At 59.3% G+C, this 20,941-nt stretch carries 15 protein-coding genes; 8 read left to right on the forward strand and 7 right to left on the reverse strand.

Going from position 1 to position 20,941, the window contains the following annotated elements:
- Positions 1-128 precede the first annotated feature (128 nt).
- Positions 129-1,289, forward strand: a complete 1,161-nt coding sequence (locus EN808_RS16385) for a porin (RefSeq protein ID WP_135882398.1) — start codon at positions 129-131, stop codon at positions 1,287-1,289.
- Between the two features lie 625 nt (positions 1,290-1,914).
- Here EN808_RS16385 and EN808_RS16390 read toward each other — a convergent pair.
- From EN808_RS16390 to EN808_RS16410, 5 genes are all read right to left on the reverse strand, one after another.
- Entirely contained in the window at positions 1,915-3,591 is a 1,677-nt protein-coding gene (locus EN808_RS16390; protein ID WP_135882400.1) for a tetratricopeptide repeat-containing sulfotransferase family protein, read from the reverse strand.
- A 150-nt stretch (positions 3,592-3,741) separates the two neighbouring features.
- Positions 3,742-5,964 (reverse strand): mechanosensitive ion channel family protein, encoded by a 2,223-nt coding sequence (locus EN808_RS16395; protein WP_135916378.1) that lies wholly within the window; start codon positions 5,962-5,964, stop codon positions 3,742-3,744.
- A gap of 168 nt (positions 5,965-6,132) precedes the next feature.
- Positions 6,133-7,044: a formylglycine-generating enzyme family protein gene (locus tag EN808_RS16400; RefSeq protein ID WP_135867413.1), complete on the reverse strand. Its 912-nt coding sequence runs from the start codon at positions 7,042-7,044 to the stop codon at positions 6,133-6,135.
- A 121-nt stretch (positions 7,045-7,165) separates the two neighbouring features.
- On the reverse strand, positions 7,166-8,722 hold the full coding sequence (locus EN808_RS16405; RefSeq protein WP_348630913.1) for an arylsulfatase: 1,557 nt from the start codon (positions 8,720-8,722) through the stop codon (positions 7,166-7,168).
- Positions 8,723-8,803: 81 nt separating this feature from the next.
- Positions 8,804-9,250 carry a hypothetical protein gene (locus EN808_RS16410; protein ID WP_135916379.1) on the reverse strand — a complete coding sequence of 149 codons (447 nt, stop codon included), beginning with the start codon at positions 9,248-9,250 and terminating at the stop codon, positions 8,804-8,806.
- A 63-nt stretch (positions 9,251-9,313) separates the two neighbouring features.
- On the opposite strand from EN808_RS16410, the gene EN808_RS16415 reads away from it, so the two are divergent.
- The 3 genes from EN808_RS16415 to EN808_RS16425 all read left to right on the forward strand — a co-directional run bounded on the left by EN808_RS16415 (position 9,314) and on the right by EN808_RS16425 (position 10,769).
- Positions 9,314-9,886 (forward strand): hypothetical protein, encoded by a 573-nt coding sequence (locus EN808_RS16415; RefSeq protein ID WP_135916380.1) that lies wholly within the window; start codon positions 9,314-9,316, stop codon positions 9,884-9,886.
- 3 nt (positions 9,887-9,889) lie between these two features.
- Positions 9,890-10,285, forward strand: a complete 396-nt coding sequence (locus tag EN808_RS16420) for a helix-turn-helix domain-containing protein (RefSeq protein ID WP_135916381.1) — start codon at positions 9,890-9,892, stop codon at positions 10,283-10,285.
- Between the two features lie 211 nt (positions 10,286-10,496).
- The gene (locus tag EN808_RS16425; RefSeq protein ID WP_245525093.1) at positions 10,497-10,769 is read left to right on the forward strand and encodes a hypothetical protein; all 273 of its coding nucleotides are present in this window, start codon (positions 10,497-10,499) and stop codon (positions 10,767-10,769) included.
- Between the two features lie 349 nt (positions 10,770-11,118).
- Here EN808_RS16425 and EN808_RS16430 read toward each other — a convergent pair whose 3' ends face one another.
- The gene (locus tag EN808_RS16430) at positions 11,119-14,031 is read right to left on the reverse strand and encodes a trifunctional glycosyltransferase/class I SAM-dependent methyltransferase/polysaccharide deacetylase (RefSeq protein WP_135916383.1); all 2,913 of its coding nucleotides are present in this window, start codon (positions 14,029-14,031) and stop codon (positions 11,119-11,121) included.
- A 649-nt stretch (positions 14,032-14,680) separates the two neighbouring features.
- On the opposite strand from EN808_RS16430, the gene EN808_RS16435 reads away from it, so the two are divergent.
- Genes EN808_RS16435 through EN808_RS16450 form a run of 4 tightly spaced genes read left to right on the forward strand, consistent with a single transcriptional unit; the run spans position 14,681 to position 20,200 of the window.
- The gene (locus EN808_RS16435; RefSeq protein WP_245464459.1) at positions 14,681-15,553 is read left to right on the forward strand and encodes a hypothetical protein; all 873 of its coding nucleotides are present in this window, start codon (positions 14,681-14,683) and stop codon (positions 15,551-15,553) included.
- A 7-nt stretch (positions 15,554-15,560) separates the two neighbouring features.
- The gene (locus tag EN808_RS16440) at positions 15,561-18,620 is read left to right on the forward strand and encodes an OmpA family protein (RefSeq protein WP_135916384.1); all 3,060 of its coding nucleotides are present in this window, start codon (positions 15,561-15,563) and stop codon (positions 18,618-18,620) included.
- Positions 18,621-18,631: 11 nt separating this feature from the next.
- Positions 18,632-19,126, forward strand: coding sequence for a Rab family GTPase (locus EN808_RS16445; protein WP_127279821.1), 495 nt, complete (start codon positions 18,632-18,634; stop codon positions 19,124-19,126).
- 3 nt (positions 19,127-19,129) lie between these two features.
- Entirely contained in the window at positions 19,130-20,200 is a 1,071-nt protein-coding gene (locus tag EN808_RS16450; RefSeq protein ID WP_135916385.1) for an adenylate/guanylate cyclase domain-containing protein, read from the forward strand.
- 60 nt (positions 20,201-20,260) lie between these two features.
- Here EN808_RS16450 and EN808_RS16455 read toward each other — a convergent pair whose 3' ends face one another.
- Positions 20,261-20,941 (reverse strand): peroxiredoxin-like family protein, encoded by a 681-nt coding sequence (locus tag EN808_RS16455; RefSeq protein ID WP_127280547.1) that lies wholly within the window; start codon positions 20,939-20,941, stop codon positions 20,261-20,263.

The raw sequence follows: 20,941 nt of genomic DNA on the forward strand, positions 1-20,941 counted from the left end.
GGTAATGTCGAATTCGAAGGAGCGGCGCGGTGCGCATCTTTTTCGGTAGTGGGGATGGGGCAGGGAACGCTGTCCTTCAGCAAAGAATACCCAGACCCGTTTTTTAACTTTTGACTGGAGGTCAGAAAATGAACATCAAGAGCCTGCTTCTCGGCTCCGCTGCGGCCCTGATCGCAGTTTCCGGTGCGCGCGCCGCCGACGCCGTCGTCGTCGCCGAGCCGGAACCCGCTGAATACGTCAAGATCTGCGACGTCTACGGCGCTGGCTACTTCTACATCCCCGGCACCGAAACCTGCCTGCGCATCGGCGGCTATGTCCGTTACGACATCGGCGTGGGCGACGTCGGCTCGTTCGACGGCGCGAAGTCGAACGATCACGAGGACGGCGAACAGCAGGGCACCTATTACAAACATGCCCGCTTCACGCTGAAGACCTGGACCGGCCAGGAAACCGAGCTCGGCACCTTGAAGACCTACACCGAGACCCGCTTCAACTTCGGCAACAACAACGGCTACGGCCGCTATGGCACCGATGGCACTACGCTCGGCAATCCTGCTGGCAACGGCAGCGTTTCGCTGAACTTCGCCTGGATCCAGCTCGGTGGCCTGCGCGTCGGTAAGGACGAATCGGCCTTCAATACGTTCATCGGCTACGCTGGCAGCGTCATCAACGATACGCTGGTCCCCTACGGTGACTTCGACACCAACGTCGTGCAGTACTACTTCGATGCCGGCAACGGCTTCTCGGCGGTGGTCTCGCTCGAAGAAGGCTCCGGCGTTGTCGGCACCATCGACAGCTACGTTCCGCACGTCGTCGGCGGCTTGAAGTGGACGCAGGGTTGGGGCGCCATCTCCGGCGTCGTGGCTTACGACAGCAACTACGAAGAAGTCGCTGGCAAGGTCCGCTTGGACGTCAATGTCTCCGATGCGCTGTCGCTGTTCATCATGGCCGGCTACGGCACCGACGACAATCTCAGCGATCCGACCTGGGCTATCCCGGCTGGTGGCCGCGGCTTCTACAAGCAGTGGGGCGGCAACTGGGCAGTATGGGGCGGCGGCACCTACAAGTTCAACGAGAAGACCTCGTTCAACCTCCAGGCGTCGGGTGACGACGAAAAGAACTATAGCGTCGCGGCAAACGTCGCTTACGACATCGTTCCCGGCTTTACGGTCACGGCCGAAGTCGATTGGTCCCACTGGGGCGAAGAAGGCGTCAACTGGACCGACAGGTCCGTCTTCGCGAAGAAGGATGCGGTCGGCGGTATGCTCCGCTTCCAGCGCTCGTTCTGATAGATTTCACTTCGGTGAAATTGAAAACCCGGCGGGCAACCGCCGGGTTTTTGTTTTGTCGGCTGTGCTGAATGCGCGCAGTGCTGTCTTCGGCACGATTACAAAGAATCAGCGCGCATGCGGAGCCGATTCCGACAGGCCGCAGGCATGTCGTCAGCCAAGATTACACGATTTGCAGAGGCTCACAGCTTCGCCATCCAGGGGCGGCGCAACGAGCGAAGCCACGCACCGAACACCCCAGGGTCCATGCCGCGACTTCTGCAGGATTCTGCTCAGTTGCACCTTTCGGTGGGAGTTAATGCATGTCGCCCGGAAGTGTCCTCGGTTCCGGGATAACGGCATGCATAAAATCAGAAGCTTACAGCACGTCGGTGAGTCCTATTCGCGGCGACGTGCTGTATGGCAAGGGATCCTCGGGTCTTTGCTCCCCTTCGTCTCGCTAGGCCCAAGGGCGAATTGAAGCCGGTTCTCCACGACTGCGTGGCGGCAGGCTCGCTCGCAGTTCGCCTCGCCTCTCCACTTGGCTCGGAGCCGGCACGCGGTGTCTTAGCGAAAGGAACAAATATGATGATACGGCGCGAGCCGACCACATGGTTCCGGGGACATCGGCCCTGGAGACTAGCGTTCAAACCTCGGCAAGATCGCCCAAGGCGTCGATCAACGGCTGAATCTCGCTTTCGTAATTCTTCCAGCGCTTGACGGACGACTTGTAGATCGGCTGGCGAACCTGCCAGCGGCTGTAGGTATTTACCGAGCCATCCCTGTCAAAAAAGCGCAGGCAGGCATCGTCCCACGGCAATCCGAGATAATCTATGAGCCGGCGCGACTGCTCCTCCTGATTTTCGATCAACGTCTCGTAGCGATTTTCGAAAATACGACCCGGGAAAACCTTGTCCCAATGCCGCATCAGGCGATCATACTCCCTGTAGTAAAGCCCCAGTGTCTCAAGATCGGCGCTATAGCCGTGAGCCTCATTGAATTGCAAAACGAAACAGGAGACGCAATTGTCAATGGCATCGCGGCGGCAATGAATGATGCGCGCGTTGGGGAAGAGAATTCCGATCAAGCCGATCAATTCGAAATTGTGAGGCATCTTGTCGACTATACGAAGGGCATCTGGAGCCCGCTCACGCAGATAAGCAAGGTGCTCCTCGGCCAAAGCCCCAGCAAGATCGCCAGTAATTGTCGCTAGCGACTCGCTGATGTTCGCGTCGAATCGGTTTCCTATACCGATACCACTGGCGATTCGTCTAAGCTTGCTGAGCTCGCCCGCACCATGAACATCGGGATGGCTGGCACAGATCTGCTCCGTCAGCGTCGTGCCCGAGCGAGGCATGCCCACGATGAATACAGGCACCTCTGAGGGATTGCCATAGACGGCCCTCGACGCCACCAGCTCGGGCGTGAAGGTTTCGATCGTGGCATCGACCCAGCGACGGTAGCTTTCCAGATCGAATTTATGACCGGCGGCTTGATTTCCCTTCTTGAAATGATCAATCGCCTCCTTGTAGCGGCGCGTGTCATTGAGCACCTTCCCGGCCGCGTGATGAAGCGCTGCCATTCCCCTCGACCCGTGGTCCGGGTCTCGAAGCTCTGCCAGGATTGCCGCGAGTTCCGGCGGCTCTTCCGTGTATTTGTGCGTGTGCACAAGTGCATTGTATGCAGCCGGCACCGAAATGCGCTGTTCTATGGCCGACTTCAGATGAATTCGGGCTTCGCCCATACGACCGAGGCTCGCGAGTGCCTCGGGCAGCCCCAACCGGGCCAAAGGATGATCTGGACTTATCTTGAGCGCCTTCTCAAAGAGCGGCAACGCCATTTCCCCCTTGTCAAACGCTTTGTGGGCATTGCCCAAGGCGCAAAGCGCTTCGACCAGATCCGGCTTCAGGTCGAGGGCGTGCTGGATGTGCCTGATTGCCGGCGTAAATTCGCTGACCTTCAAATAGGTCTCGCCGAGGCTAAGATGGTAGTAGGGATTCCGCGGATCCTCTGCCACCGCCCGAGCGAAGTACCGCAGTGACTTTTCGTTATCGAAACCGAGCCCGAGCGTTCCCAGGATATACAGGGCCAGCGGATGGTTTGACGTGCGAGCCAGCACCCTGTGGCACACTTCCTCGGCTTCGGACAGACGTTCGGCCTGCTGCAACTCGAGCGCCTGCCGTAAAAGCAGGTCGTCGGCGTGGCTGCGGTGGGCGCCTGCGTTGGACTGCGCTTTGAGTGGCGCAGCCTTCGGCGATGCCGCCTTCGGCGAGGGTTGGATCTTGAGGTGCTTTGCCCATGCGGGCGGCAATCGGTTGCTCATCCTGTCTGGCTAGCAAAAGGGGGCTGGAGAATCCAGCCTCAACAGCCGCGTTATGCGCAGAGCGCCGGCGTGGCCCACGGATTTGCCCAGTGTTCCGAACTCGACCCTAATAGGTTTCCGTTCCAGTCGGCCCGGTGATGGCGCTCTTTCCTATTCCGTTGCGCCAGCTTTTTTTCTGCGACGAATAGTGTGCGATTGCGCGGCGGCCATTTTTAACGCGGGTGTGATCTCCAACGGCGCATTCTGTGCCTCATGTGGTGTCTGTAGCCCCTCGACGTGAACGGTCGGGAATGGGAGTTCGATGCCCTGCTCCTTGAAGACCTGGCGCAGCCGCACATAGAATTTGCGTTTCATACCGAAGGCGCCTCCCGGTCTGGTCATGGCCTTGACTCTCAATACGATGCCGTACTCACCGAACTCCTGCACGCCTTGCATCTTGATCGGGTCGAGCACCCAGTTTTTGAACTCGGGATCTTCCGCCAGTTCGAGGCCGATCCGCTTGATCAGCTTGCGAGCGAAGTCGATATCGGTGTCATAGCCAACGGTGATGTTGAATTTGTCGATAACCCAGTCACGGCTCTGGTTCTGGACTGCCCCGAGTTCACCGAAAGGTATCGTGAACAGCGGACCGCGATGGTGGCGCAGCTTCACCGAGCGCAGCGAAAAGCTCTCCACGGTACCCTTGTAATTGCCCGAGGAAATATATTCGCCGACACGAAACGCATCATCGAGCAGAAAGAACACGCCCGAAATAATGTCCTTGACGACGGTCTGCGCCCCAAAACCCACCGCAACGCCGACAACGCCAGCGCCGGCGATCAGCGGGCCGATCTGGATACCCAGCGAGGAGAGCATCATCAGCACCGCCATCACGATGATCGATGCGAGCAGAATGTTCTGGAGGATCGGCAACAGCGTGTGCAGTCGCGCCTGCTGCGGATCGAGGATCGGGCCTTCCTCCTCGCTGGCCACGGGGTGCGGTACTTCGATGCCCAGCTTTCGTTCGATCAAAGCCTTGATGATCGACCAGCCGAAATCGGCTGCAAGGGCAATGACCACGACATTGATCAAGCCGCGCAATATGAACGTCGTCATCGTATCGCTGCCCTGCATGGACTGCATGTCCAGGCCCCAGACACGCGCGAGAAGGTAAGCCGCCGCCAGGATGAAAATCATCCTGATACCGCGATCGATGACAGCGATCGTCACCGCCGGGATCGTCGGCCGGCCGGCCTCTTCCGAACCCGGCCGCAGCACGAAATTAACCCCGCGCTGCGTCAGCACGATTGCCAAAGGCAGGAAGAATGCGGCCAAGGTAAACCAGAAGATTATGTTAAAGCCGGCAATGCGCTCCAGGAACAGAACGACGAAATAAGCAGTCAATAGCCATGTCGCTCCCGTGTGACCGCTTTGGGGCGCCCCGTCTCGCTTCCTTGGCCGGCGCCAAACGGCAAACAGAAAGAGCAACAGCAGGACGAAATCGGCGCCCAGCGACAGGACCATCATTCCGTCCGGATCGATGCCGAGACCCGGCAAGAGGTGGAACGCGGCGCCGAAGAAGGCGAAGACGCCGACGATCCGGGGTAGCCAATAGGACCAATGGTCAGCCGCTTCGTTGGGGACCGGCAAAGCACGAACCTCGACGGCGCTCTCGACCTTCATGAAGGAAGGGACGAGCGTGGCCATGACGTACATGCGCACACCCCATGTAACGACCGCCGCAATCAGGAATGTCAGTACAATCTCGCGGATGAGCATCGGCCAGTCGAACAACATGAATGCGCCGGCGCTGCCCAGTGCGAACGAGACGATCAGCAGGCTGGAATAAAGCAGGCGGCCACCAATCTTCTTGGCTCGCCCCATGGGTGTATTCTTCGGTTGCGCGATAATCCAAAGGCGGAATGGGCGGGTCAACTTGTACGTTGCCCAAGTGAGCGCCAGGCCGGCTGCGATGAACAGCGCAATCAGCAGAAATACGCCTGCAGGCCTCTTGCCGGACATATCCTCCATGGTCTTTGCCCGAACGTGCGCGAACTGGCCCGGCAGCAAGGGCAAAGTCTGTACGATTCTTTCGATATGATGCTTGATCCGATCGAGCGTCGAGGATGCCATCGTATTCATCTGGCCTGGTGCGGCCACGGCATCGGACGATGCGTCGGCCGGCGAAGCTCCAGCCTTGGCAGGCGCTTCGGTTGGCCCGGCGTCCTGTTTTCGCTGCTCGACCACCCAGGCCTTCACGGACGGATCGTCGAGAAGCTCGAACAGCTGCTTGACCCTTTCAGGCGGCACGGTCGCCGGCGCCTGCGCCTCTGCCTGACCAGCCAGCAAGAGGGCGATGCCAAAGACGAGCGGCCTGGCAATCAGGACGAACATCGCAGTCAAATCTCCGAGACGTCGCGCCGCGCGTGCCAGATACCAGGCTCCCAATCGTCGAATCATGAGTGGCATCGTGCTGTGACCTTCCGATAGAATCGGCAAGCAACGACATCTATGCCCGCCGTTGCCCCTACCTTGAAGAAACCGATGTTGCTGTGCAAGACGTCACCGTTCCGGGCGAGCGATGCAGCGAAACCCAAGGTGGCAAGTGGATGTATCCACGGGCTGCGCCATGCGAGCGGCCGGTCGGTAACGCCGGCAATAGCTCGGAGCGCACAAGAAAGACCCACCCTTGGTGACCTTGCGTGGGATCGTGATATCGGGCGTCAGCGGATCATAGCTCGCCTCGCGCTCACCGCCGCGCGGATTGGTCATCGTGCAGCATGGGCTCTCGATCCGGCGGTGCTCCTGATACCAGTCCGCGGTCCACTGCCAAACGTTGCCGGCCATATCGTGGAGCCCATAGCCGTTTGCCGGAAACGAGCCAACGGGCGCGGTCCATTCGTAGCCGTCCTCGCAGCTATTTCGGTATGGAAATTCACCCTGGTACGTGTTGGCCATATGCTGGCCACCCGGGGTTAGTTCGTCGCCCCATACGAACTCCGAGCCGTTCAGTCCGCCGCGCGCGGCAAACTCCCATTCGGCCTCGGTCGGCAGCGCCTTTCCCGCCCAGTCCGCATAGGCTTGCGCATCCTCGTATGCGATATGGACGACTGGATGGGTTTCAAGGCCCTTGAGGGTGCTGGCCGGGCCGCGCGGATGCCGCCAATTCGCTCCGCGCACGTAGGCCCACCAGTTGTAGTGATTGCTGCGATCGATGCCGCGCGTGGGCCTGACAAACAACGCTGAAGCCGGCGCCAATGACTCGGCGCCCGCCGCAGGATAGTCCGCAGCATTTGCCGGACGCTCGGCCAGCGTAACGTAACCGCTGGCCTCGACAAAGCGCCTGAACTCGTCATTCGTGACGGTCGTGCGATCCATCCAGAAGCCGGCGACCATGACGCGGTGCGCGGGCGCCTCCTCGGGATAGTGGCTGTTCGAGCCCATCAGGAATTCGCCGCCTGGCACCCACACCATATTTGGAAATGGCGGGCTGCGCCCGGGAACGGAGCGTACGGACTCCAGATCCCCTCCAGGTGGCACAGCCGTGGCGACATCGTCCATGGTTTTGGCAGCTACGGACTTCGATCCTGCGCGTTTAGTCTCCAAGCTCATTGAACGCCGTGGCTGGATCAGCCGAAATGGGCGGTGCGCCGAAGGTCAGCTTGATCGCCTCTCCTATCAACAGCGGCGGCGCCATTTGCTTGGCGATATCCACGATTTTTCCTTTCAATTCCTTGACCTTGTCAGGATTCTTGTCGGCCAGATTGGTCTTTTCGGATTTGTCGGCTGCAAGATCGAACAGTTCGACCCGCTCCAACACACCGGCTGCCCATACGAGCTTCGTATCGCCTTGGCGGATTGCGCCGCCGGTCGGGTCGACATTGTAGACCATCTCGGTGCGGGGCGAGGGCTTGGCTTCGCTAATCGTTTCCCAAACATCCATGCCATCGAGCGGCTTGTTCTTGGTCGGTTTTGCCCCGGCAAGTCCGGCAAGTGTCGGATAGATATCAGTGACATGTATCAGGCCGTTCACGTCGCCAGCCTTCACCTTGCCCGGCCAGTTCACCAGGCCGCAGACGCGGGTGCCGCCCTCGTAAAGCGTGCCCTTGCCGCTGCGGTACGGCCCATTGTCGGCCGGTAGGCTGTTGCCGACCTTCGATTCACCCGCAAACATTGCATCTCGGACACCGCCATTGTCGCTCTGGAAGAGGATGATCGTATTGTCGCGCATTTTCTTCTTCTCGAGCTCGGCAACGACCCGGCCGATCTCGTCGTCCATGGCGGAAACCATGGCGGAGTAGAGCCGGCGCTGGTCGTCGGCAACATGAGCATATCTTTTGATATGTTCTTCGGGTGCCTGATAAGGCGAATGCGGCGCGGTGAATGCCAGGTACAAGAATAACGGCGCCTTCCCGTCATGCTTTTCGATCACCTTGGCGGCTTCCGTGCCGAACAGGGTGTTATCGTATCCGGGCTCCTTTAGCGGCTTGTTATTGCGATACCAGTCCATCACGCCATGGGAAGCGTGCTTGAAGTGATCGATTTCGCCAACCAGGGCGCCGTAGAACGAATCGAATCCCCGCTGGCGCGGCCAGTATTCGGCCTTCGCGTGACCCAGATGCCACTTGCCCACCATCGCCGTCTTGTAGCCGGCGTCCTTGAGCATCTGAGGCAAGATGTATTCGTCCGTGGCTAGGCCGTAGCCGCCGCCTGACGGGATAACACCCATCTGCAGCCCATAGCGCAACGGATAGCGTCCCGTCATCAGCGCCGCCCGGGTGGGCGTGCACATCGGCTGGGCATAGAACTGTTCCAACCGCGCGCCCTCGGCAGCCAGCTTGTCGATGTTTGGCGTCTTGATGTCCGAGCCGTGGAAGCCAACGTCCTTCCAGCCCTGGTCGTCGGAGATGATGTAGACGATGTTGGGAGGTGTCCCTTGAGCCGCCGCGGGCTGAACACCGGCAAGGCCGGCAAGCGCGCCTGATAGACCGGCTGGAACCGCAAAGCGCGAAACGGCAGCCGCCGTGCCGGCCATCAATGCATCGCGCCGCGTTATTCTGTTGGTTGTGCCGGCTTCAGCCGGGAAGTCTCGATCGATACTCATACTCTCCCACCCTTCTCCCCTTAGGGGTAAATGCTTTTGAGATATCATCGTCACTCACTCTGAAGGCCGACGCTTCAGGACCACGTTCTGCTTCCCGGCCGTATGAAGCAGCCACTTCACAACAATCCTCTATTGGGCGACCGAGAATTGATAGGTGAACCCCAACATCGGCCCCTGCTGAGTGAGTTTGTTCACGAAGCCATCGTGGCTATAGTTGTCGTGCACGGCCCGATAACCGACAAAGCCTGTTCTTGATAGCCCCCATTTCTCTTCCTCGTAGACCGTCAATCGCGACGAAGAGACGGCTTCATCGACCAAGTCATATTCGATGCAGCATCTTAGACTGGATGAAGTCTCGCTTTGCGCTAGATCAATTCGGCCGAGATGCAGCGGAACGTGACAGATTAACACATCAACACCTTGTGCAATACGCCCCTCCGGTCTCAGCGCCACACGATAATCATGGCAAAGGCGCTCGATGTTCTCGGCGCATCCCGGCTGACCCAGATCTATTTCGTCCGCAGTCCCCATTGGCCGTGAGTCGGCGATACTTTGCGCCGATTTGATCTCGCGCAATTTGCATTTAAGTTACAGCTAATACAATCATCCTGCTATCCACTTTGCGCAAAGGACGTATTTTTGAGCACCTGGCCTTCATCGCCTTCGCACAGGGACGTACAGCTCGGCCCAGACGGGCTCGACGATGCCGCCTCTGGGCTGCCTGTGAAGGTCGACAGGCTTTCGCCAGGGCAACTGCCGTCGCGACTCCGGCAAATCCGGTCCCACGGCAAGTGGGCGCTCGATCTGGCCGAATTCAACTGCGCCTCCCGCGCCAGCGGCGGCTTTGCCCCAGGTTCCGTGGCGATAGTGGCCATAGAGCAGGCCCGGGACTCAACGATCTGCGGCATTCCGCTCAAAGACGACATGATCGTGACAATCCCCGCCAGCACGAGCGTAACAGCAACGGTCCAGCCCAGCCTTAGCCATACAGGCGCCGTTGTCCCGATGTCGATCTGGGTAGAGATCCAGGCACTTTCCGCTGGCACGATCTTGGCTGGAGCTGCAGACCACCCAAACGCTGTTCAGCTCAGCACCACCGATGCGAAAATGTTCCGAAGCCAGATGGAGGCGATGGCAGATTGCTTAGAAGCAGACGCAAGCGGTGCAGCTCTGCCGGAGCATACTCCGATCGCGTTGATGGAATATTTGTGAGGCATGGCTGACGCCTTCGCTGGCGCGCCTAGCAACGCCGGATTGGATCGGTCCTCCAGCCGTCATCTCAGGCAGGCATGGGCGGCCGAGGCTTTCATTCGCGCCCATATCCGCGAAGACATCCCCATCATCCGGTTGTGCAAGGAAATCGGCGTCAGCCGCCGTCAATTGGAGTACGCCTTTCGCACCACCTTTGCTCTAAGCCCGCTGGAATTCATCAGGGCGCTCCGTCTCCATGAAGCCAGGCGACTGCTCACCGCCCGGGGAGCAAGAGGCTCGAGTGTCACAAGCATCGCGATGGAGGTTGGACTCACCCATCTTGGCCGCTTCGCAGCGAACTATCGCCAGCTCTTCGGCGAGTCCCCCAGAGAAACACTGCTTCGTGAGGGGATTTCATGACCGCTGCGCGAAGCCGGCCAATGCGACGGGTTGCCAGCTTGTGGCAATCAAGGAATAACGCCGTGCGGTCCCAAGGGACCGATGACAGTTTCTTGGATTTGCGCAATTCGGATAGCGGTTCGGCTGGAAAGGTAGTTTCTTTCTTCTGGGAGGAAGGACAATGACGAGATTTGGCTTGAGATTGACCGGTGCTGCCGGGATCGTTGCTGCTATGATGCTTGGCTACGTGATTGACGCAGTTGCGCCGTTCGCCTCATTCGTCGGCGAGGCGCAGGCGCGAGTTGGTCATCCGCTCACTCCGGGCAGCGTCGCAGGCGTTGCAAGGCGTACCACACGCCGGACGATCCGCCGCTCGACTATCTACGTGACCACGCTGCCGGCAGCGTGTGTGAAGGCCTCGATCAACGGCACCGTGTTGTGGCACTGTGGCAGCACATATTATCAGCCTTACGGCGGACGCTACGTCGTTGTCCACATCCATTGAGTGGGCGTGACTCGGCTCTGAGGAGTGAAGGCAGCCGAAAGCATCACCGTGTGCGTCTATCCCCGCACGATGCGATAGACGGTCGCATCGCCCTCTACACCTCGAAGAGGCGCATCAAACGCGACGATGCGTAGGCCGGCAAGCAGGTCGCATACGCCTGGCGCGGAATAGGGCGCTTCGGAGATGCGGTTGCGATGCGACAGCTTACCAAAATCCTGCCCCGACGCGAATGGATGGAAATCCTTCGTCTGTCTCGAGTCTTAGGGCGGCATGTGCGATACTGGTGCGAAGCGTCTCGTCGCTCTTGCTCACTGTGAGCGGAAATAATGACACCGACAAAGTTCGCCGTTCAATTGAGCACGGCCTCGACGGTGGCAACAAAGTCATCGAGCGAGCGATCTCCACGAATCTCGATGCGCGGAAGGTCGATGGGATCGCTATCAAGGTCCGCCGGCCCGTGTCTACCGCCGAAGCCAATCCGATAGCCGCATTCCCTGGCCAGCCTGCCAAGCCGCCGGTCGGTGACGGAGAAGGGGGCCGCGAACGCCGAGGTTGGCCGACCGGTCCACCGTTCGACGAACATCCGAGAGCGCAGGAGCTCGGCCGCCAGGTCAGAGCTCGAAAGACCATCGATGGCGCGATGCGTCGCCAGATGGCTTCCGAAGTATGCACCTTCGGCAGCGAGACGTCGCACCGTCCCGGCATCCATAAGCCGCGTCGGCGGACCGCTGACGGCGTCCCACTTCGCACTTTCACCCACCAGGTCCGTCACCAGGAACACTTCCGCGGTCAGGTCGTTCGCGCGCAAGATCGGCCATGCGTGGTCGGCAAAGTTCTGAAAGCCGTCATCGAAGGTGATGAGCACCGGGCGGCCCGCGAAAGGCTGACGGTTGGCGATGGACCATTCCAGTTGCTCGGACATGACCGCGTGAAAGCCGTTGGCCCGCAACCATGCCATCTGGCCAGCGAATGCGGCGGGCGTGAGCCGGAAACGGGCGAGCGCGGCTGGACCTTCATCGGCGACGCCGTGATACATGAGGACAGGGATACGCTGCCGCCGCTCGCTACGCGCGACGTCGCGGCGCAAGGCCCGCGCTCCGCCCCAGACGATATTTCGCGCGACCCCGATTCCGATGGATGCGCGGACCGGCACATGATCAATCACCGGCTCCGTCGCCATGTGGCCCGGTGACAGGCGGCGGAAGCGATCTATGCGATAGAGTTCGGTCTGGATCGATTGCTCGAGGACGAGGCCTTCTGTCGCCGTCAACGTCTCCGAGATCGTTTGGCCACCGAATGTGTTCCAGTCGAAGCCCGTCCTCTCGGGATTGTCCCGAAGCACGAATGCGTGTGCGCTGATGAAACTGCCGCCAGGCGCCAACGCCTCGGCGACTTTTTTGGTGAAGCGCTGCAACTCGGCCAGATCATCGAGATAGTAGAGCACTTCCGAACAGAAGATCAGATCCATCTCGCCCGGAAGCGTGTCCGCCATGAAATCCAGTACGCCGAATTCAACATTCGGTTGATCGCTGCATCGCGCGCGCGCCCGCTCAACCGCTATCGCGGAGATATCAGTTGCAGTCAAATGACCCACTCGCGGCGCCAGCTGCCGCGTGAAATGGCCCTCTGCGCAAGCGAGCTCAAGCGCCCGTCCAATGGGGCCGGCAGGCAGAATTTCGAGCTGCCGCTCATATTTTTCCTGCTCGTAGGTCGAGGTGTAGTTCCAGGGATCCTCTGTCGCAAAATGGCTGTTCCAGAACGCCGTACGATCCTTGTCGTGTCCATCCGAGGCCGGTGAACGGCGCGGCGCCGGAAGGGGCTGCGTGGCTTCGGCGCTCGACAGAACCAGTTCCCGCGCTTCCGAGGCCAATCGCGCGAGTTTGCCGAAGTGACTGTCCGGATCAGGCCGGCGTTCCGCCGTGGTCGACAGTGCCTCGGCTGCAAGCGTCTCTGACGTGTCGGCACCGTCGTCCTTTTGCGGTGCCGAATTCAGGATGAGTTCAATCCAATGACGCCTTGTCACGTTCCCGAGCACGCCGAACTGAACGACAGCTTCGATCCGGCCATCCATCATCAGGTAGGCATAGATTTGATCGATTCCTTCCGGAAGCTCGGTTGAGGTTGGATTTCGAGCGTCGACGCGAATTCCGAGTGTCCGCGCCAGCCGCCGAGGTGCGGCAAGATCGTCGGCATCGAGAAGCATTTGCTCGAGATGATACTGGACGCGACGAGCCGCGACCGGATCGCCCCAGACCTTGCCGAGTTCGATGATCAACGCGGTCAGGGCGCCGCCAAACCTTTCCCACCGGGCAGCCAAATGCGCTGGCACCGACAGGCTTCCCACCATCAGGCCATCGAAGGCTACCTTGGCGATCTCACGCGCCCATTTACGTCCTGCCGGGAGCGCGCGCAGGGATTGCGGATCGATCGAACTGCCGCCGCAGCCGCAATCCGATGCAGCGTTCCACAACGCGAACCACGCGAGTGCTTCCGAAGCGGTTCGCCCGGTCGCCTCGGTCGCTCCATTGGCGTGAGCCAATCCTGGGCGTTTGACCCTGGGATCAGGAGAAAAGCCGCGGGCGATCACGATTCCCGCATCCGCCAGCATCTGCGTCGAATTGCGGCTGAGCGCGTTGGGGCTGGCCCGATGGAAAGCGAGCGGCTCGTCGACCATCACCCAATTTTTGCCGAGGCGTGCGACGCGCTGCCATAGATCCCAGTCTTCGCAGGTACGCAGCGACGCATCGAAACCGCCCAACTCGACGATTGTTTCCCGGTCGACCAGCACCGCGTGAGTGGCGATGGCACATCGGCGGGCGAACGTTTCGAAGGGCTGGATCGCGACCTCGGGAGCGATGCTCGACGGGGTGAATGCACCATCGGGCATCACGCGCCGTGAACCGCAATAGGCGGCCACTGCATCGGGAGCGGTTTTCAGTGCGGCCAGGATTTTCGCAAGGAAGCTGGCATCCACCCAGTCGTCGGCATCCAGGAACATCAGCCACTGGCCGCGCGCCGTCGAAATCCCGTCATTACGCGCGCCGGCGGGGCTATGCGCGCAAGAACTCAACGTCCGAAATCGGGCATCTCGTTCCACATAACCGGCGATGATCGCGGGGGTGCGGTCCGTGGAGGCGTCGTCGACGATGATCGCCTCCCAGTCCACGACCTCCTGCTCGAGAAGGCAATCGAGCGCGCGCGCCAGCGTTGCCTCCGTGTTGTGCGCAGGAATTACGATTGAAACCAATGGATTATGCGCCACGCGATCTTACCCGCGCCTGGACGTCGGTACCACAACGCTTACGGTAGCTTTGTCCTGGATCATCGAGTTTCGCTTTCTTTCGCCGGGAGATACGGCATCGGACGGCAGCACTGCTCTGTCAAGATCGGGGGGCATTAGAGGCAGCAGGAAGACTTGAAGACATGCTTGAATGGCAACCGCTCATGCCCGACGGCTTAGATCTGAGGTCGGTGCGCCGGCGCATTTCCGCTCGCACATTCGTTCGCCGCTCCGGGAGGGTCATCTAGCCCCGCGCCGTTCCGCTCATAATCAAGCCTGACCTGGCTTGCAGACGGGTTGTCCTGAGACGGGCGCCGCATGGCAGTCATCTCCAAGGTCCTGTCGATTCATTAAAAGTAGACATCGCTAATGTAATGGCCGCAGGCCGCCTTGCGGCAATAACAGCCGTTCAACCTGGATTCTCGAACAGCCATTCTCTGTCCTAGAGAAGACCTTCCTTCTAGCGTTGGGTCCGCGTTGGAAGGTGACGGTTACAGTATGCGGGCCGATGCCAGAAAGTATCTGCACATCTAGATCAGCGGATTGCAATTAATCTAATGAAAAATCATAATTTATTCCATTCAAAGTATATATAGATTTTAGACGTGCTTTCGATAGTACGTTTCGGTGAATGATCAATTGGATTTGCCGACTGCTTCAGCTATCAAAGAAATACAAGAGCGAAATCATCGAAGATTGCGCAGCTGTTGCTAGTTCAGAGATCGAACAAGAGGCGCGCGAATCGGCTCGAGCCAAAGAGGATTTCGGCTTGTGGGCCGGGTATTTGTCTGACATAATCCCCGTTTCCGGGTTTTCCACTGGCAATTGGGGCATAGTGATGGCTAAGGAATCTTCGAGTACCGCGTCTTCAGCAAATAAAGCGGACGCAAATCTGATCGGTAATGCAGAGGGAAATGGACTGAGCTTCATGGCGGGCCAAGCTCGCGAGAGCGGAGCCCCGGGCGACGCTGTAGGTGTCGACAAGATACGGGATCTGCTGTTCGGCAACCAGATGCAGGACTACGATCGCCGCTTTTCCAAGCTTGAAGAACGGGTCTTGCAGCGCTTCAAGGATGTTGAATCCGAGGCCAAGCGCAATCTTGAAATGTACGAATCAAATGCGAAGAAGCAGGTCGATTCGCTCGCGACGCAATTGCGGAACGAAAAAGATGCGCGAGCCGAGGGCGACAAGGAGATCGACCGGAATCTTCGCGAGCAAAATCAGGCACTTGAAAAGCAGGTGCGCGCATTGTCGGATCAAGTCAGCGAGCTCGAGCGCGATGTTGCAGACCGGATCAATCGAAACGATCATTTGCTGCGTGAGGAAATCAAGCAAAGGATCGAAAGCGTTCAGATGCTGATAGAGAAGGTGTTTTCCGATCTCAGCAACGTCAAGACCGACCGCAATCTTTTGGCCGGCCTGTTTGTCGAGGTCGCAAAATGTCTCAATCAGGATCCCGTCGGCAGCAAGACCAACTCGGAGCGTGGCTGGAAAGTGAGTTGATCGGAACTTGACGTCAACCGTCGACCCAATCAGCCTTCCAAAAAAAGCAGCTTCGAACGATACAGGGATTGATCGCGAGGCTCTCGCTAAGCTTTTGGTCGAAATAGCCCGGAACGTCGATCCGGACTATCGGGCGCAATTCGAGTCGGTTCCAACCGCCGACCCTCGCATGGAAGCGCTGCGCCAGTTGCTGGTCGGCCGCGAGATTTCGGAGCTCTCACGCGTCACGGATCTGCTGGACGAACCGGCGCAGCTTGCGACGGCGGTGGGCGGCGTTCTCCCCAGTGCGGCCGCCCAAGCGCCGCATGCGCAACTCGGCGAGGCCCTCGCACCGGCCGTCGAGCGGGCCGTGCAACGCTCGATCCAGAAGAGCCCGCGTACTCTGACGGATATATTGTATCCGGTGTTTCTGCCGGCAATTCGCAAGTCGATCGGAGAAAAGATCGACCAGACCTTTCAGTCGCTAAATGAAACTCTACGACATATATTCACTTGGCATGGTCTCAAGTGGAGAGTGGAAGCTTGGAGAACCGGTGCCAGCTTCTCGGAAGTCGTTCTGAAGCATTCTCTCGTCTATCGCGTAGAGCATGTTTTTCTCATCAACCGCAATTCCGGGCTCTTGATAGCGCATGTTACTGCCGATAACGCAACGAGCGAGGACCCTCAGCTCATTTCCTCGATGCTCAGCGCGATTCAAGATTTTGTGAAGGATTCATTCAACGAGAAAGAACAGAGCGGCCTGGACACGATCCGCTTTGGCGAGCTTCGTCTCTGGTCGGAAGTCGGACCGCTTGCGACCCTGGTTGCGGTGATCCGGGGAAATCCGCCGGAGGGACTGCATGAAATATTTCGCGACGTATTGCTTCGCATCCATGACCAAAGCTCGGAGGCTTTAGAGCAGTTTGACGGCGACACCTCGCAGCTGTTCGGCGTAGAGGCGCAGCTGCAGACCTGCGTTGAGCTGAAGCAGGAGGATACAAACCAGGGATTTCCGTGGCTGGTGGTGGCTCTGGTTGCGCTGATTTTGATTCTGGGGGGGGCCTGGTTCTTTCTTTCCTGGCAAACCGGGCAGCGCTGGCAGGCCTATGTGTCGCGCTTGGTGGCCGAGCCAGGCATCATCGTTGCCGAGCAAAATATAAGCGGTGGCCAATTCTATATTGCCGGCCTCCGCGATCCGCTTGCCGCCGACCCGCAGGCGCTGTTGTCGGGAACCGAGGTCGATCCCGCGCGCGTGCATGCGCAGTGGCAGTTCTATGAGAGTCTCGAGCCTCAGTTCGTGTTGAAGCGGCTGACGGCGTCGCTGGCGCCGCCGGAGTCGGTGCGGCTTTCGGTGGTCAATGATCGCATCGTTGCCGAGGGCGAGGCCACTGGCACCTGGATCGACCAGGCGCGCGCAGCGGCTCGACGGCTTTCGGCAGGCGGACCGGAATTCGATATCTCCAAGGTTCGTGATGTGAGCCCCGAAGCACGCGCGGCGGAGCACTGGCAGGCCTACGTGTCGCGGCTGGGCACCCAGCCGGGCATCATCGTTGCCGAACAAAGGATACGCGATGGCCAATTCTATATTGCCGGCCTGCGAGATCCGCTTGCCGCCGACCCACAATCGCTGCTTTCCGGAACGCAGGTCGATCCCGCCCGCGTTCATTCGCAGTGGCAATCCTATCAGAGCCTTGAACCGGAGTTCGTGTTGAAGCGGCTGACGGCGTCTCTGTCCCCGCCGAAATCGGTTCAGCTTTCGATCGTCGAGGAGCGCATCGTTGCCGAGGGCGAGGCTCCCGGCGCCTGGATCGACCGGGCACAGGCCGCCTCCGAACAGCTTTCAGCAGGCGGGCCGGTATTCGATATTTCCAGGGTCCGTGACCCCGAAGAACGCGCGGCGGAGCACTGGCAGGCCTACGTGTCGCAACTGGGGACCCAGCCGGGCATCATCGTTGCCGAACAAAGGATACGCGACGGCCAATTCTACATTTCCGGCCTGAGAGACCCGCTTGCCGCCGACCCGCAGGCGCTGTTGTCGGGAACCGAGGTCGATCCCGCGCGCGTGCATGCGCAGTGGCAATTCTATCAGAGCCTTGAGCCGGAGTTCGTGTTGAAGCGGCTGACGGCGTCGCTCTATCCGCCGAAATCGGTTCGGTTTTCGATCGTCGAGAATCGCATCGTTGCCGAGGGTGAGGCTCCCGACATCTGGATAGATCGAGCGCGCGCAGCGGCCCGACAGCTTTCGGTAGGCGGACCGGAATTCGACATCTCCAAGGTTCGTGATGTGAGTCCCGAAGCGCGCGAGGCGGAGCATTGGCAGTATTATGTGGCGCGACTTGAGGCCCAATCGGGAATCATCGTCGCCCAACAACGGACGAGCGGCGGACAATTCTACATTTCCGGCCTGAGAGACCCGCTTGCCGCCGACCCGCAAGCTCTGCTGTCCGGAACGCAGGTTGATCCTGCCCGCGTTCATTCACAGTGGCAATTCTATCAGAGCCTTGATCCGAAGTTCGTGGTGAAGCGGCTGACGGCGTCGCTGTCCCCGCCGAAATCGGTTCAGCTTTCGATCATCCAGGGTCGCATCGTCGCCGTGGGTGAGGCTCCTGCCGGCTGGATCAGCCGGGCGCAAGCCGCCTCCGAACAGCTTTCGGCGGACGGAGTGGTTCTGGATGTCTCGCAGCTGCGTGAGCTGAACCTTGCAGAACTTAATTCTTTGAGAGACGCCATCCAGACGACCGATATTTTCTTCTCTTCCGGCAAAGTCGTGCCGGGACCGGAGCAGCTGCCGGTTCTCGACAGGTTGGCGGATCAGATAAAGGAATTCGCCCAAAATGCCCGCAAGTCAGGCGTAACAGCGCGGTTCATGTTGACCGGCCATTCGGACACCACGGGCCGTGAGACGGCCAATGCGTCGATCAGCGCCGCCCGCGCCGAGACAGTTCGTGCGCTTCTCAAAAAGCGCGGCGTTGCTCCGGAACTGCTGCAGGTTCGGGGCGCGGGCACTTTTGAGCCGCTGGTGCCTGAAAATAGTCAAGCCGGGAGCTCCACCAATCGCCGGGTTTCGATTACTGTGAACCTGGACTAGTGGAGCCCAAGATGTTGCAAAAAAAAATCTGCATGCTGGGCGGGTTCTCTGTCGGGAAGACCAGTCTTGTGCGCAGGTATGTGCAGAGCATCTTTTCAGAAACCTACCTGACCACGGTGGGCGTGAAGATCGACAAGAAGAATGTCGTGCTCCCGGACAAAACCGTGGATCTGATTTTGTGGGATTTAGCCGGTGAAGACGATATCGGCTCATTCCGTGTCAGCTATGTGCGAGGTGCAACCGGGCTTGTGCTTGTCGTCGATGGTACGCGCGCCGCCACTCTTGCCGTGGCGCTCACGCTGCGCGAACGGGTCGAGGCCGAATTCGGCGCCATGCCGTTTGTATTGCTGTTCAACAAATCCGATCTGGCCGATCGGTGGGCAATATCGGATAGTGAGATTGACGAACTAAGGCAACGTGGATGGCAAATCTATCTAACAAGTGCGCTTTCTGGTGAACATGTTGATGATGCATTTCGTCAACTTGCTTTAATGGTCACCAAATAGATCATGCATGGATTGCCAAAAGAGGTTGGAAACTGGATTTTCAATTTCTTCTACAGCGGGCATTCTGTCGCATATCTGAAAATCGACACTCAGCTTTGCGTCGCTGCGAAGGGCGGCAATGTTGAGCATTACGGGCTCTCATCGCTTCGCATCGGCGAGCCTGTTGCCGAGCAGCTTGAATTCATGGAAGGATTGCTGCCTTGCCCGGAGCTTCCGTTTCACATTGCCATGGTCGAACTGCCCAGCGGGTGTGTCGCCGACCTTCATTTTTTTGCTGACGATGCCTGCGTGTGGCTGCTCTTTCTTGACGCCACTGCCGAACGCGACAATAGGCAGCGGCTTCAACAAAAGGCTTATGAAATGACACTCCTGCAAGAGAGGGAGCGTCAACTCAACGAGAAATTACAATCGACGAACGAGGCATTGAGGAAGAGCCAGGAGGGATTGGCGCGTGAATACCAGCGCGCCGAAGCCCTGCTCCTCAACATTCTTCCGGCGTCGATCGCGGAGCGGTTGAAAGCGCACAAAAAAATTGCTGACAACCACGCGGAAGTGAGTGTGCTTTTTGCCGACATAGTCGGTTTTACGGAACGAGCGCGGAGCGTCGGAGCCGTGACGACGCTCGCTATTTTAAATTACTTCTTCAAGGCCGCGGATCGGCTCTCGGAACGATATGGCTGCGAAAAGATCAAGACAATCGGCGATTGTGTGATGGTGGTCGCCGGCCTGCCCACCGCGCGATCCGACCATGCAAAGGCCCTCACACGCTATGCACTCGAGCTGCGCAAGGCGGTTAGGCGCGAACGCTTCGCAGGAGAACCGCTGAGACTCAGAATCGGAATTCACTCAGGCCCAATCGTCGCGGGCGTCATAGGCAAGAGGCGGTTCGCCTATGACCTGTGGGGCGAGACCGTTAATCTCGCCTCGCGTATTCAAACGTCCGCGGAGCCCGATGAAATCCGCATTTCGGATGCAACTCGCCAAATGCTTGGGCCAAATTTTGCTTGCGAACCACTCGAGGAAACGGAATTGCGTGGTGCAGGCCGCGTGCGAATGTGGCGGCTCCCGGCCTGATTGCCGCTTAGCAATGCCGACCCCTGGAGCCCACGCATCTCAAGCCCATATTCCGACAGTCTATTGGGCGACTTGGGACACGGCTGACATCAGCTCCTGCGGGTTTGGCGCCCCAAACATGTAACGCCCACCCTCTGGAACCTCCGTGAAGCTCCAGCGGACGATCCCCTGCCTGTCCAGCAGGAACTGACCGATCAGTTGTCCGTGTCCGGTTGCCATCATCTGCTCGTCGGCTTCGGTGACTTCGTAATGGTCCTTGTTGTTGAGGATTTCGCTGGCGGAAAAAGGATCCATAGGACCGGGCAACTCGCCTGGCACGTCGACCCGCATATCCTTTGCCGCTGCCATCGAGACCCTGTACGGCCAGTTCGTCTCGTCTTGGGTGAATTCGAGATTGGGCAGTCCAAAAGCACGATGTGAAGCGCGTTTCGGGTCGGAGGCCGCCAGCAGATTCGGCATCGGATGGTAGCGGAAATAGAGACGCGCCCGTTCGATCGGCGTGTTGACCACCGTCAGGCTCTCCACGCCCTTTTCGCGCAGTTCCGGATCAAGCCGCGCCTGGGCGGCGATATGGCGCCGGCAAAACGCACAATGCAGACCTCGAAACAGGCCGACCAGAACCGGTCTTTGTCCGCGGAAGTCGTCGAGCGCGATCTTGCCTTCCTGGGTAATGGCATCGAGTACCACGTTCGGCGCGCGGTCGCCCGGTTGAAGCGGCACCAAGTCACTAGGCGCGGACAT

The sequence above is a fragment of the Mesorhizobium sp. M8A.F.Ca.ET.165.01.1.1 genome (assembly GCF_004792065.1).
GTDB lineage: Bacteria > Pseudomonadota > Alphaproteobacteria > Rhizobiales > Rhizobiaceae > Mesorhizobium.